Source organism: Streptomyces sp. JLBJ103 (assembly GCF_058215575.1).
On the sequence record NZ_CM177089.1, the window covers coordinates 976570 to 990305 of the forward strand.

The 13736-nt window shown below is 72.5% G+C and carries 13 protein-coding genes; 8 read left to right on the plus strand and 5 right to left on the minus strand.

From position 1 onward, the window contains the following. Nucleotides 1-33: 33 nt before the first annotated feature. The 6 genes from dhaL to AC4BEG_RS03955 all read left to right on the plus strand — a co-directional run bounded on the left by dhaL (nucleotide 34) and on the right by AC4BEG_RS03955 (nucleotide 5841). The gene (gene dhaL, locus AC4BEG_RS03930) at nucleotides 34-666 is read left to right on the plus strand and encodes a dihydroxyacetone kinase subunit DhaL (protein WP_490704511.1); all 633 of its coding nucleotides are present in this window, start codon (nucleotides 34-36) and stop codon (nucleotides 664-666) included. Next, nucleotides 663-1079 carry a dihydroxyacetone kinase phosphoryl donor subunit DhaM gene (gene dhaM, locus AC4BEG_RS03935; protein WP_490704512.1) on the plus strand — a complete coding sequence of 139 codons (417 nt, stop codon included), beginning with the start codon at nucleotides 663-665 and terminating at the stop codon, nucleotides 1077-1079. The genes dhaL and dhaM overlap by 4 nt, the downstream gene beginning before the upstream one ends. Nucleotides 1080-1609: 530 nt before the next feature. After that, the gene (locus AC4BEG_RS03940; protein WP_490704513.1) at nucleotides 1610-2689 is read left to right on the plus strand and encodes a polyprenyl synthetase family protein; all 1080 of its coding nucleotides are present in this window, start codon (nucleotides 1610-1612) and stop codon (nucleotides 2687-2689) included. Beyond that, a complete protein-coding gene (locus AC4BEG_RS03945) occupies nucleotides 2686-3609 on the plus strand; it encodes a terpene synthase family protein (protein ID WP_490704514.1) in 924 nt (307 codons plus the stop codon). The genes AC4BEG_RS03940 and AC4BEG_RS03945 overlap by 4 nt, the downstream gene beginning before the upstream one ends. A 26-nt stretch (nucleotides 3610-3635) precedes the next feature. Then, nucleotides 3636-4994 (plus strand): cytochrome P450, encoded by a 1359-nt coding sequence (locus AC4BEG_RS03950; protein ID WP_490704515.1) that lies wholly within the window; start codon nucleotides 3636-3638, stop codon nucleotides 4992-4994. A gap of 163 nt (nucleotides 4995-5157) precedes the next feature. Further along, complete coding sequence (locus tag AC4BEG_RS03955; protein WP_490704516.1) at nucleotides 5158-5841, plus strand: TetR/AcrR family transcriptional regulator; 684 nt, start codon at nucleotides 5158-5160, stop codon at nucleotides 5839-5841. A 364-nt stretch (nucleotides 5842-6205) separates the two neighbouring features. On the opposite strand, the gene AC4BEG_RS03960 is transcribed toward AC4BEG_RS03955, so the two are convergent. From AC4BEG_RS03960 to AC4BEG_RS03970, 3 genes are all read right to left on the minus strand, one after another. Further along, nucleotides 6206-8155 (minus strand): helix-turn-helix domain-containing protein, encoded by a 1950-nt coding sequence (locus tag AC4BEG_RS03960; RefSeq protein ID WP_490704517.1) that lies wholly within the window; start codon nucleotides 8153-8155, stop codon nucleotides 6206-6208. A 161-nt stretch (nucleotides 8156-8316) separates the two neighbouring features. Then, a complete protein-coding gene (locus AC4BEG_RS03965) occupies nucleotides 8317-9123 on the minus strand; it encodes a 3-hydroxybutyrate dehydrogenase (RefSeq protein WP_490704518.1) in 807 nt (268 codons plus the stop codon). A gap of 76 nt (nucleotides 9124-9199) precedes the next feature. After that, nucleotides 9200-9679 carry an NUDIX hydrolase gene (locus AC4BEG_RS03970; protein WP_490704519.1) on the minus strand — a complete coding sequence of 160 codons (480 nt, stop codon included), beginning with the start codon at nucleotides 9677-9679 and terminating at the stop codon, nucleotides 9200-9202. A 198-nt stretch (nucleotides 9680-9877) separates the two neighbouring features. Between AC4BEG_RS03970 and AC4BEG_RS03975 the strand changes: the two genes are divergently transcribed. Continuing rightward, the gene (locus AC4BEG_RS03975) at nucleotides 9878-10900 is read left to right on the plus strand and encodes an O-antigen ligase family protein (protein WP_490704520.1); all 1023 of its coding nucleotides are present in this window, start codon (nucleotides 9878-9880) and stop codon (nucleotides 10898-10900) included. A gap of 16 nt (nucleotides 10901-10916) precedes the next feature. Here AC4BEG_RS03975 and AC4BEG_RS03980 read toward each other — a convergent pair whose 3' ends face one another. Continuing rightward, nucleotides 10917-11477 (minus strand): hypothetical protein, encoded by a 561-nt coding sequence (locus AC4BEG_RS03980; protein ID WP_490704521.1) that lies wholly within the window; start codon nucleotides 11475-11477, stop codon nucleotides 10917-10919. A 129-nt stretch (nucleotides 11478-11606) separates the two neighbouring features. Continuing rightward, nucleotides 11607-12404, minus strand: a complete 798-nt coding sequence (locus AC4BEG_RS03985) for a glutamate racemase (protein ID WP_490704522.1) — start codon at nucleotides 12402-12404, stop codon at nucleotides 11607-11609. 77 nt (nucleotides 12405-12481) lie between these two features. Between AC4BEG_RS03985 and AC4BEG_RS03990 the strand changes: the two genes are divergently transcribed. After that, nucleotides 12482-13699, plus strand: a complete 1218-nt coding sequence (locus AC4BEG_RS03990) for a glycosyltransferase (RefSeq protein ID WP_490706973.1) — start codon at nucleotides 12482-12484, stop codon at nucleotides 13697-13699. Nucleotides 13700-13736 lie beyond the last annotated feature (37 nt).

The window sequence follows — 13736 nt, forward strand, 5'->3', positions numbered from 1 at the left end:
TGTCGCCGTTCGCTATCGACCGAGGAGGCGTCTGTGTCCAGCAGTGAACCCGCCGTCGAACACGTGCTCGACACCCCTTTCTTCCACCGCTGGCTCACCGCCGCGGCGGCGTCCGTGACCCGCGACGCGGCCCGGCTCACCGAGTTGGACTCCGCGATCGGCGACGCCGACCACGGCACCAATATGCAGCGCGGCTTCGCCGCCGTGGCGGAGGCGCTGGACAAGGAGCGGCCAAACTCCCCCGGGGCCGCCCTCATCCTGGCCGGACGCCAGCTGATCTCCAAGGTCGGCGGCGCCTCAGGACCGCTGTACGGCACGCTGCTGCGCCGCGCGGGCAAGGCCCTGGGCGACGCCGAGGAGATCACCGCCCAGCAGCTGACGGACGCGCTGCGGGCCGGGGTGGACGCGGTGGCGCAGCTCGGCGGCGCCGCGCCCGGCGACAAGACGATGCTGGACGCGCTCTTTCCCGCCGTCGAGGCACTGGCCGGCGGGGAGTCGTTCTCGGCGGCGGCCGAGGCCGCCGAGAAGGGCGCGCTGGCCACCACACCGATGCTCGCCCGCAAGGGCAGGGCCAGCTATCTGGGTGAGCGCAGCATCGGCCACCAGGACCCGGGTGCCACCTCCTCCGCGCTGATCGTCGCGGCCCTCACGGAGGCCGCCCGATGAGCGAAGAAACCCAGGAGAAGCGGGTCGGCATCGTACTGGTCTCGCACAGCGCGGCGGTCGCGGAGTCCATAGCGGAGATGGCGGCCGGGCTGGCGGGCGGCACTGACGCCCCGGTCCGGGCCGCCGGAGGCAATCCGGACGGCGGCCTTGGCACCAGCCCGGAGCTGATCAGCGAGGCGGCCCACGCGGTGGACCAGGGCGCGGGTGTGGCGGTCCTGGTCGACCTCGGCAGCGCGGTGCTGGCCGTGAAATCGCTGCTGGCCGAGGGCGACGAACTGCCCGAGGGCGCACGGCTGGTGGACGCGCCCCTGGTGGAGGGGGCGGTCGCGGCGGTGGTCACCGCGTCCACCGGTGCGGATGTGGACGCGGTCGCCCAGGCGGCCTCGGAGGCGTACGACTACCGCAAGATCTGATACCGAGACCGGGTGGTGGCCTCCGGGTGGGTACGCGGCACCCCGGGGCACCGCCCGGCACACGGCCGACCCTTCCATTCTTCAACAAAGAGGTGCGCTTTTGCGCGCCGACCCCTTTCTCCATGCCCCCATATCCGGGGACTTTCCCCCGATTTACCGACGACGGTTCGCCAACGGACAGAACACTCTTCCGGTTCTGTCGAAGATGTGGCTAGAATGCGCACGTCCGCGGGGGACAGGTTGGCGGCACTCAAGGGGAATTCATGGGCGCATATCAGTGGGCCCCCTCACCATGCGCGGAAATGTTCCGACCACGGCGGCCCATCTGCTTCATCGTGCGCCTGACCTGCGTACACGAGCAGCACTTGGTGTCTCGGTCAATGGTCGGCCGCCCTGTGGAACGCATCCCGTAACAGGGCCCGAGGTCGACGGTCCGGCGATCCGCCATTCAGCACGATTCCGCGGCTTCCGCATGTCTGTTTTCCCCGCACTCACTCAACCGATTTCATATTCAGGCGTGGAGGAGCCTCATGACCACACCCACGCTCACCCCCCACTTCTTGGATACCGACACCATCCGCGGTGCGGTAGAGCGCGTTCTCGACGAGTTTCTGGCCACCAAGTCCGGTAGCCCCGCACCTCCGCGGCTGCCCTCGCTCGCCGAACTACTAGGGGATTTCCTGGCGGGCGGAAAACGGATTCGGCCGCTGCTGTGCGTCACCGGCTGGCGGGCCCTCGGGGGCGGCGGCGACCCGGGCCCGGTGTTACGCGTGGCGGCCGCTCTGGAGATGTTCCACGCCTTCGCGCTCCTCCATGACGATGTCATGGACGACAGCCCGGTCCGCCGTGGTCGTCCGACGATGCATCGCACCCTGGCCGGGCTGGGCGCCGCCCATCTGAGCCCGGAGCACATCGAGCGCTCCGGGGTCAGCGGCGCGGTGCTGCTCGGCGATCTCGCGCTGCTGTGGTCGGACGAGATCCTGCACACGGCGGGGCTCACCCCGGTGCAGCTGGCCGCGGTGCTGACACCGCTCACCACCATGCGCACCGAGGTGATGTTCGGTCAGTTCCTCGATCTACAGGCCACCGGCGCGCTCACCGACGACGTCGAGTCAACCCTCACCGTCAACCGCTACAAGACCGCCGGCTACACCGTGGAGCGCCCGCTGCACATCGGCGCCGCCGTGGCGGGCGCCGGGCCAGAGGCCATGGACACCCTCACCCGCTACGCCCTGCCGCTCGGCGAGGCGTTCCAGCTCCGGGACGACCTGATAGGGGTCTTCGGCACCCCGGAGTCCACCGGCAAGTCCCCGCTGGACGATCTGCGCGCGGGCAAGAACACCACCCTCACCGCCCTGGCCCTGCGCGCCGCCGACCCCGTCCAGGACGCCCAACTGCGCGAACTGCTCGGCGATCCGCTGCTGGACGAGAAGCAGGCCGCCATCGTCCGGGAGATCTTCGAGGCCACCGGCGCCCGGGAGAGCGTGGAGCAAATGATCGAGGACCGCAGGCAGCGGGCCCTGTACGCGCTGGACGCCGCCCCGTTCACCCCGGACGCGGTCACCGCGCTGCGTCGGCTGGCCCGGATGGCCACGGTGAGGACCTCATGACCACCGACCTCTTCGCGGCCGGGCCCGCCGGCCTCGGCACGCCCAGCCTGCGCCCGTACCGGCAGGAGTGCACCCGCCATTTCGCCGAGCTCTTCGACCGCCGTATCGGCCACCGGCCGGTCCCCCGGACCCTGGCCCCCGACGAGCTGCGCGAGGTCATCGCCGCGTGCAACGCGGCCGTGGCACCTCTGGGCAAGACGGTCTCCGACGAGCGCTGGATCTCGTATATGGACGTGGTGTGCTGGTCCCAGAGCGCCCGTCACATACGGGACATGGAGGCGTTCAAGGCCGTCTGCGTCCTCAACTGCGTGACGTTCGTCTGGGACGACATGGATCCCGCCCTGCACGACTTCGAGCTGTTCCTGCCCCAGCTGCGCGCGATCTGCGAGCGCTACTACGACGAGGAGGACGCCTGGTTCGCGTACGAGGCCGCCCGCGCCTTCGTCACCAGTGACCACATGTTCCGTGACTCGCCGCTTAAGGCGGCGCTCTGCGGGACCTCCCCGGAGCAGTACTTCCGCTTCCGGGTCACCGATGTGGGCGTCGACTTCTGGATGAAGATGTCCTATCCCGTCTACCGGCACCGGGAGTTCACCGAGCACGCCAAGACGGGCCTGGCCGCCAGGATGACCACCCGGGGTCTCGCTGTCGTCAACGACTTCTACTCCTACGACCGCGAGGTCTCGCTGGGGCAGATCACCAACTGCTTCCGGCTGTGCGACGTCTCCGACGAGGCCGCGTTCAAGGAGTTCTTCCAGGACCGGCTGGACGACATCACCGAGGACATCCGGTGCATCCACGCGTTCGATGAGGTCAGCCGGGACATCCTGCTGGACCTGGTGTACGGCAACTTCATCTGGACCACCGGCAGCGAGCGCTACCGGACGGCCGTGAACCACGTCAACTCGCGCATCCAGTAGAGCCCAGCAGAGGAAGGACTCTTCACATGAGGACCGCGCAGCGCACGGTCACCCGCGACTGGCAGGTCGCCACCGCCCCCGGCGGGCTCCCGCTGATCGGCCACGCCCTGCAACTGGCCCGGCGCCCCCTGGGCTTCCTGGCCTCCCTGCCCGCCCACGGTGACCTGGTCGAACTCCGGCTGGGCCCGCAGCGGGTCCAACTGCCCTGCCATCCCGAGCTGGTGCAGCAGGTGCTGCTCAATGGACGCGTCTTCGACAGCGGCGGTCCGGTGAAGGACAAAGCCCGGCAGATCCTCGGCAACGGCCTGATCACCGCCGGACGGGCGGACCACCGGCGGCAGCGGAAGCTGGTGCAACCCGCCTTCCACACCGCCCGGATGGAGGGCTACGCCGAGGTGATGCGGCACGAGTGCGAGGCGGTGGCCGGATCGTGGTCCACGGGCCATGTGGTCGACGTCAGCCGGGAGATGCAGACGCTCACCGCCCGGGTCACCGCCCGCGCACTGTTCACCACCGATATGGCGCCGCACGCCGTGGCCGAGGTCCAGCGCTGTCTGCGGACCGTCGTCCAAGGCGCGTACCACCGGGCGATCGACCCCACCGGACTGGTCTCCCGGCTTCCGCTGCACGCCAACCGCGCCTTCGCAACGGCCCTGACCCAGCTCCACCGGCGCATCGACCAACTGATCGCCGACTACCGCGCCACCGGCGGCGACCGCGGCGATCTGCTCTCCGCGCTGTTCGCCGCCCGGGACGAGGAGACCGGCGAGCGGCTGTCGGAACGCGAGGTCCACGACCAGGTGCTGACCCTGCTGCTGGCCGGGATCGAGACCACCGCCGCCGCCCTGACCTGGGCCTGGTTTCTGCTGGGCCGGAACCCGGCGGCCGAGGCCGCGCTGCACACCGAGGTCGATCAGGTGGTGGGCGACCGGACCCCGGGTCACGCCGATGTGCCCCGGCTCGCCCACACCCAGCGGGTGTTCACCGAGGCGCTCCGGCTGTTCCCGCCCGCCTGGATCATCACCCGCACCACCACCGAGAGCGCAGAGCTGGCCGGGCGCCGGCTGCCCCCGGGGTCCGATGTGCTGATCAGCCCCTACATGCTGCACCGCGACGGCAGGCTGTTCCCCCGGCCGGAGTCCTTCGACCCCGACCGCTGGCTTCCGGAGCGGGCCAAGGACGTGACGCGCGGCTCCTATCTGCCGTTCGGCGCCGGAAGCCGGAAATGCGTCGGCGATGTCTTCGGCATGACCGAGGCGACCCTCGCGCTGGCCACCGTCGCCCGCCGCTGGCGGCTGCGCCCCGTGCCCGGCACCAGACTCCGTCCCCGGCCGCAGATGAGCCTCACCTCCGGCCCGCTGGCGATGATGCCGATACCGCGCTGAGAACCCGGCTGACGCCTCCTCACGGGCCGCGGCGGCACCCTGCCGTGGCCCGGCCTCTGTCCGTATCCCTCTCCGACCACGGGAAATGGGGGCTTTTCCCCAGTCCCGCGATTTCAAACATGAACCGGAGAGAATTCCCCGTTTAGTGTTAGGGTTTCCGCTCATGGGCGACCGTGTGAACAAGGTGACTCCGTTGCGCCGCGATGCGCAGCGGAACCGCGAGATGCTGATCGCAGCGGCCCGGGAAATCTACGCCGACCAGGGCGTGGACGCACCGCTCGATGACATAGCCCGGCGTGCCGGAGTCGGCAGCGCCACCCTCTACCGCCGGTTCGCCGGCCGGGCCGAGCTCATCGAAGCCGTCTTCGGCGATTCTCTCAAGGACATTCTGCGGGCCGCGCTGGAGGCCCGGCAGAGCATCGACGCCTGGGGCGGACTCGTCTCCTACCTCGAGCGTATCTTCACCCTGCTCGCCACCGACCGGGGCACCAACGACCTGATGACCACCGCCATCCAGGGTGTGCCCTCGCTCGACAGCCTCCGGGCGGAACACCGCAAGACCATCGATGTCCTCCTCCGGCGCGCCCAGAAGGAGGGGGCGGTCCGGACCGACATCACCGCCGAGGACTTCCTCTTCCTCACGGTCATGCTGGGCCGCACGGTGCCCGGCGCGGCGGCCGCGTCCCCCTCGGCCTGGCGTCGCTATCTGGCGCTGCTCCTCGACGCCCTCCGCCCCGAGACGGCGGGCCCGCTCCCGGCCCCGGCGCTCACAGAGGAGCAATTCGCCACCGTCGTAAGCCACCTGGGCAGACCCCGGCGCGCCCGCCAGGCGCGCACCGAGCATTAGCGCCCGTCCGGCCGACCGAAGGGCCTGTGTCATGGCCGCCGGGGGGCACTCCGCGGCAGCGAACTGTGGTGTCCCGCCACATACACCGCTGATCCCTGCCTTCCTGCGGCGTGGCGACACATCGACGTCCCCGCCGACCGTTACGGAAGTGGTGACCGGTGATTCATCGACAGAGAGACGAATCCACAAGCTTCCAGGCGGCGTTGGTGGACAGCGCGCCGCCGCGTGGGCGGTGGACTCGGCGGAGCGCGCGCCCCGTTCGGCCTCGGTCCCGTAACGCGCGCGTCCGGTCACGTACGGGTACGGACGCGGGTCCCGGACGGTCCGGGGCCCGCGTCGTGATGTCCGTGCTCCGTATCAGCATTCAGCGGGCCGAGGCCAGCCGGTGCAGCCGCAGCGCGAGCTGGATCTCCAGGGAGCGGGACGGCGACTGCCAGTCGGGGCCGAGCAGTCGCCCGACCCGCTCCAGCCGCTGGGCGACCGTGTTGACGTGGACGTGGAGCTCGTCCTTGGTACGGGCCGGGCTCATCCCGCTCGCGAAGTACGCGTCCAAGGTGCGCACCAGCTCAGTGCCGCGGCGGGCGTCGTAGTCCAGGACCGCCCCGATGGTGCGGTGGACGAAGTCCTGGACCCGGGCGCCGTCCGGCGCCCCGTCGCGGGTGGCGCCCAGCAGCAGCCCCAGAAAGCCGAAGTCCTCGGCGGCCGCGCCCTGTCCGGCCCGGCCGAGCACCCGCAGCGCGGCCAGGCAGCGCCGTGCCTCGGCGTAGCCGAAGGCGACCTCGCCGGGCCGGGCGGCGGGCTCGGGGACCGGAGCGGAGGCACCGACGGTGACGGGCGCGCGCAGCGCGGTGCCCAGCTGGCGGGCGGTCCGCCGGGCCAGGGCGTCGGCGGTGTCGCCCTCGGCCAGCGGCAGCAGCAGCACGGTGCCGCCGTCGCGGGCGGCGGCGAGGCCGTGCCCGGTGGCGGCCAGATGGGAGGCGGCGGACCACAGGCGCTGCCGGTCGGCGGCCTCCTCGGCGGGCGCGCCCCCACTCGGACCCGCGGCGGACCCACCGGCCGTACCCGCCGTGGCGGGCTCGAGGCCCGCGGCGAGGACCACATGGGGCGCGTCCAGGTCCGCCCGCAGCCGGGCGGCGCGCTCGCGCAGCAGCCGTGGCTCGCGGTCGGGGGTGTCGAGGAGGTCGTCCAGCAGCTCGCCGCGCACCCGCTGTTCGGCCTCGCCCGCGGAGCGCCGGGCGAGCTGGAGCAGCGAGGTGACCATCGCGGCCCGCTCCAGGGTGCGCTGGTCCACCGGGTCGAGGCCGGGGTGGCCGTGCAGCACCAGCGCGCCGAGCAGTTCGCCGCCCGCGGAGACGGCGGCGATCCAGTCCTCACCGTGCCGGACCGCGTGGCCGTCGGCCCGCGAGCGGTCCACGGCCGCCGCGGGCGCCCGGTCGGCGTCGACGAACTCCACCGATCCGCTGAGCACTTCGGCCACCGCGTCGGCGACATCGTGCACCCCGCCACCGCGCAGAACCAGTTCGGTCAGCCGGTCATGGACGTCGGAGGCGCGCTCGATGACTCCGCTGCGGTCCCGGATGATCTCGTTGGCGGCCTCCAGTTCGGCCAACGCCGTACGGGTCTCGGCAAGCAGGTTGGCCGTGTCGAGCGCCACGGCCGCGTGGGCGGCGAACGAGGCGAGCAGCGCGATCTGCTCCCGTTCGAAGACCCGGGCCCGGCGGTCGGCGGCGAACAGCACCCCGATGACACCGCTGCCCAGGAGCAGCGGCACCCCGAGGATGGCGACCAGTCCCTCGTCCCGGACGCCCGCGTCGATGGTGTGGGTGTGCTGGAAGCGGGGGTCGTCGAAGTAGCTGTCGGTCACATAGGGGCGGGCGGTCTGGGCCACCAGCCCGCCGAGCCCCTCCCCCATGCCGACCCGCAGCTGCTGGAAGCGGGCCGAGACCGAGCCGTCGGTGACCCGCATATAGGTGTCACCGGCCGTCGGGTCGTGGAGCGTCAGATAGGCCACCTCGGTGCCCAGCAGGGAACGGGCGCGCTGGACGATGGCCTGGAGTACGGCGTCCAGGTCGCGCAGCCCGGCGAGGTCGTGCGCGGTCTCGAAGAGCGCGGACAGCTCGGCCTCGCGGCGCCGCCGTCCCTCCAGCTCACCGCGGACGCGAAGGGCGAGCAGCTTGGCGCGGTCCAGCGCCGCGAGCCGCCCGGCCGGGGCCTTTTCGGCGCGGGCGCGCAGCCCCGGGCGTTCGTACGCCTCGGGGGGCGCGCCGCGCGCCAGCAGTTCCAGGTACGGGGTCTCCGGCTGATCGTCGGCCATGGTCCCAGGGATACTCCCGCCGGGTGCGGCGGCGCCAGCCGTCGGACGTGCGGAAAGGCGGTCCGGCGGGCCGACGGGGAGCTCTCCGGGCGGGCGTCCGTTCGGTGGGCTTCCGCTCGGTGCGCGTCCACTCGGCGGGCCTCCGCTCCGTGGGCTTCCGTTCAGTGGGCGGTCCATCCGCCGTCCATGGTGAGCGAGGCGCCGGTGATGAAGGAGGTGTGCGGACCGCACAGATAGGCGACGGCCTCGGCGACCTCCTCCGGTTCCACGAGCCGCTTGACCGCCGCGTCGGCGAGCATCACCTCGCTGATGACGCGCTCCGGGGAGATCCCGTGGGCCTCGGCCTGGTCGGCGATCTGCCGTTCGACGAGTGGGGTGCGCACATAGCCGGGGTTGACGCAGTTGGAGGTCACCCCGTGGGCGGCGCCCTCCAGGGCGGCCACCTTGGACAGCCCCTCGAGTCCGTGTTTGGCAGCCACATAGGCCGCCTTGTAGGGGGAGGCGCGCAGACCGTGCACGGAGGAGATGTTGACGATCCGGCCCCAGCCCTGTCCGTACATATGCGGCAACGCACCCCGCACCAGCCGGAACGGGGCCTCCAGCATCACCGTGAGCACCCGGGAGAAGACCTCGGGCGGGAAGTCCTCGATGGGGCGGACGAGCTGGAGCCCGGCGTTGTTGACGAGGATGTCGGTGCCCTGGGCGGCCCGTTCGGCGGCGTCGAGGTCGGTCAGGTCCAGGGCCCATGCCTCGACGGTGCCCGGCCCGGCGGGGCCGGCGGCCACCAGCCGGGCCAGCCCCTCGGCATCCAGGTCGACGGCGCGTACGGTGGCGCCCGCGGCGGCCAGCCGCAGGGTGCACGCCCGGCCGATGCCCCCGGCGGCACCGGTGACCAGTGCGGTGCGGCCGGTCAGATCGAGGGCGGCGGAGCCGGAAGTGGTGGGACCCGAGGGGGTGACGGCGCTCATGAGCGGGAGACTAGACGGCGGCCGCGCCCGCACCGATGTGGCCGGGGCACATACTTCGGTCCCCGGTGATGGACGGTCACTCCGCGCCGACGGGCTCGAACCAGGTCGGTCCGTCGCCCAGCGCCTGCTTGATCCGGATCAGCGAGAAGTCCTCCATCGCGGGCAGCGCGTCGAGCGCGAACCAGCCGACCTCCAGCGACTCGTCGTCGTTCACCCGCGCCTCGCCGCCCACGGCCCGGCAGCGGAAGCAGACATCCACGAACTGGCACTGGTCGCCGTTGGGGTAGGTCACCGGGTCCAGGGTGCGGACGAGGATGATCCGCTCGGGCACACAGCGGACCGCGGTCTCCTCCTCCACCTCGCGTACCACGGCCTCGGCGGGCTGTTCACCGGGCTCGGGGATGCCGCAGATGATCACCCAGCGGCCGGTGTCGGCGCGGCGGCCCAGCAGCACCCGGCCCTCGTCGTCGAAGACGACCGCGCTCACGCCCGGCAGATACAGCAGCTGGTGGCCCGCGGTGGCCCTGAGGTCACGGATGAAGTCGGGGATCGCCATGCGGTGAGGGTATCGGGCGGGCCATGGCCCCGCCCCGGCGGTCACGCCCGCGCACAGAGTGTCCGTTTCACTACTGACACATCGTTTCCGCGCACCATATACACATACCTCAGTACAAGCGCTACCGTTCCCGGTGTCATGGCCCGCACCCGGTCTCCGGCCGTGGTCGCGGTGCCGTTGCGACGGGGGGTTCGACGGATGACGTCATCAGTGGTGGGACCGGTCGTGCAGGGACAGCACAGACCGGCTCGCGGCAGCACACCCGACATCGCGGGCGCGGCGGTTCTGGGCGGCTGCGCGGTATGGGCACTCATCGCGTCCGTGGGACGGACGGCCCGCCCCGAGGGGGTGCTGCTCGCCGTACTGGCGGTGGCCGCCGGATACGCCTGCGGCCGGATCGCCGGATCGCTGCTGCCGGTCGCCGCCGCGACGGCCGCCGCGCTCGCGGGGTTCGGCCTGGCCTGTGTCACACCGGCGGGACTGCCCGGTCATGAGGGCGTGGACGCCGCGCAGTGGACCCTGGCCACCGGTGCGGCCTGCTGTGCGGCATGGGCGGCGCGACCGGTCCTCCTGCGCTCCGCTCTGTGGCTGCTGGCCCTGGCGATCGCGGTCACGGCCGCGGTGGGCGGCGGGACGGCGGGCGGGGTGGCGAGCGCCGCCGTACTGCTGTGTTCGTTCACCGCCGCCCGGCTGCGGCAGCGGCTGCTGGGCCTGGCGGGACTCACGCTCATCGCCGCGGTGACCGTCGGGGGCTGCTGGGCGGTGGCGGCGAACGCCGTCCCGGGCGGACTGCCGTCCGCGCTGCGGCAGCAGCTGACCGAGCACCGGGTACGGCTGTGGCAGGACGCCGCCCGGATCGCCGGGGAGAACCCGGTGCGCGGGGCGGGCCCGGACCGCTTCACCGAGCTGAGCCCCACCGCCATGGAGGCGCCGGACCCGCGGACCACACCGCACTCGGCCCCGTTGCAGCAGGCGGCCGGCGAGGGGGTGCCGGGGGTGGCCCTGCTGGGCGCGGCCTTCGGCTGGATGCTCTACGCACTGTGGCGCTCACCCCGGTCCACCCCGGTCGTGCTGACGGCCGCGGCGACGCTGACGGCCCTGGCCGTCGAGGCGTCCTTGGGCAACGCGCTGAGCTTTTCGCAGGTGACGGCGGGGGCGGGACTGCTCGCCGGACTCGCCACGGCCAGCCGTCCGGAGCATGCGCCGACGCCGCCTCCGTAGCAGGCCGGAGCGCCGGTCAGACCTGTGAGGCGGGCTTCGCGATCAGCCGCAGCCGCTGGCGGATCACCCACACCGCGGCCTCCGCGTCGTCCACCGTGACCGTGAAGACGCGTCCGTCGCCGAGGCGGACCACCAGGCCCTCACCGCGCCGCACCACCACCGCCGTGCCCTTCTCGGGCCGCCAGCGGTAGCCCCAGCCGCCCCACTGGCAGGGGGTGACCCGGGAGGCGACATCGACGTCGACCACTTCCCTCAGCGGGATGCGGCGGCGCGGCAGCCCCATATGACCGCAGCGGATCTCCAGGGTCTCCGCGTCGATCCGGACCGCCACATGGACGAAGGCGATGGTGCCGAAGAGCATCAGCAGTCCGGCGGCGACACAGCCGATGACCGACATCAGAAGCGGGGCGATACCGGAACCCCACGGGGACGCGACGGCGAGATCGATGCCGAGCGCCAGACATGCGGCGCCCGCGGCGGCCAGCACCCACTGCCCACGGTTGTGGGCATGCCCGGTCCAGACCGCGGGCGGCTCCCCGGCCGGGGTCCGCTTCCCGTGCTGGTGGTGGTGCCTCATAGTTGGCAGGGTACTCACGTTCCGCTATCACGGCACCAGATCACACCGTTTCCGCCGGTGGAAGCGGGTTTTTGATGAGGTCCTGTCCTGTCGATCTTCGCGGGCCCGCGAAGATCGACAGGACAGGACCTAGCCGCGCACGGTGCTGACGGGTGCCAGCAGAGTGCCCTCGGCATACGCCAGCGCGGCCCGCGGCAGCTCCTCCTCGCGACCGCTGTGGATGACCGTGAGCCCGCCGCGCGCCGAAACGTCCCGGTCGGTCGGCAGCGGATCGGCACCGATCCGGCGCAGCGCCTGGGCGGCGACGGGCCCGGCGGATCCGAGCAGGACGAGGGCGGGGGCGTCCGGCTGCTGCACGGCGGTCCGGATACGGTCGGCGACCAGCTCGTAGTGGGTGCAGCCGAGGACGACGGTCGTCACATCGCGCGGGGTGCGCTCGGCGGCGTCGGCCACCGCCTGGTCGATGGCGTCGAAGTCGGCGTACTGGACGGCGTCCGCGAGGCCCGGGCAGGCCACCGGGGTCACCTCGACGCCGGCCGCGAACTCGCGGATCAGGTTCTCCTGGTACGGGCTGCCGGTGGTGGCGGGCGTGGCCCAGATGGCGATCGGGCCGGCCCCGGCGGCGGCGGGCTTGATGGCGGGCACCGTGCCGATGACCGGCAGCGCGGGCTCCAGCTCGGCGCGCAGCGTGGGAAGCGCGTGGACCGTGGCGGTGTTGCACGCGACGATCAGCACATCGGGGTCATGTGCGGCGGCGGCACGGGCACAGGCCAGCGCATGCTCGGTGACGTCCTCGGGAGTGCGCGGCCCCCACGGCATGCCGTCGGGGTCGGAGGAGAGGACGAGATCGGCGTCGGGCCGCAGACGGTGCACCGCGGCGGCAGTGGCCAACAGGCCGAGTCCGGAGTCCATGAGCGCGATCTTCACCCGGTCACTTTAATGGATCGGCCCCGTTGGCCCGGCGCCAGGGCGCCGCTTCAGGCAGACTGCGGCGGGTGAGCGAGCTGACGTGGATCGCCGCCGCGGCCCTGGCCGCTTGGCTGTGGCTGCTGCTGGGCCAGGGGTTCTTCTGGCGTACGGACGTCCGGCTGCCCCGCACCGGCCCGTCGGAGTCCGGCGCCGACGACGAGCCCGGCTGCTGGCCCTCGGTGGCCGTGGTGGTGCCCGCGCGGGACGAGTCCGCCGTGCTTCCGGTGAGCCTGCCCTCGCTGCTCGCCCAGGACTACCCGGGACGGGCCGAGATCTTCCTGATCGACGACGGCAGTTCGGACGGCACCGGCAAGCTGGCCCGCGAACTGGCCGACTCCTGCGGCGGACTGGCGCTCACCGTCGACTCCCCCGGCGAACCCCAGCCGGGCTGGACCGGCAAGCTGTGGGCGGTACGACACGGGATGGCGCTCGCCGCGCGGCGCGAGGAAGCCGGTGCCGGTGCCGGTGCCGGTGCCGGTGCCGCCGAGTATCTGCTGCTGACGGACGCGGACATCGCCCATGAGCCGGATTCCCTGCGGAAGCTGGTGCGGGCGGCCACGGCGGCCCGTCTCGACCTGGTCTCGCAGATGGCCCGGTTGCGGGTGGCGACCGGTTGGGAGCGGCTGATCGTGCCCGCGTTCGTCTACTTCTTCTGCCAGCTGTACCCCTTCCGGTGGGTCAACCGGCCCCGGGCGCGCACCGCGGCGGCCGCGGGCGGCTGTGTACTGCTGCGCCGGGAGGCGGCCGAGCGGGCGGGGATCCCGGAGACCATCCGGCAGGCGGTCATCGACGACGTGGCGCTGGCCCGCGCGGTCAAGCGGTCCGGCGGCGCGATCTGGCTGGGCCTTGCCGAACGGGTCGACAGTGTCCGGCCGTACCCGGGTCTTGGCGACCTCTGGCGGATGGTCGCGCGCAGCGCGTACGCCCAGCTGCGCCACAATCCGCTGCTGCTGGCGGCGACGGTCGCGGGGCTCGCGGTGGTGTACCTCGCGCCGCCCGCCGCCGTGTGCGCCGGGCTGCTGACCGGAAGCGCCGTTCCCCTGGTGCTGGGCGCGGCGGCCTGGGCGCTGATGGCCGGGACGTACATCCCGATGTTGCGCTACTACCGGCAGACGCTCTGGCTGGCGCCGCTGCTGCCCCTGACGGCCTTTCTCTATCTGCTGATGACCGTGGACTCGGCGCTGCGGCACTACCGCGGGCGGGGCGCGGCCTGGAAGGGGCGCACCTACGCCCGCCCCAGCGCCGCGCCCTGAGCGCCGCCCCCGCCCTGACGGCCCCACTGGCCGCGCG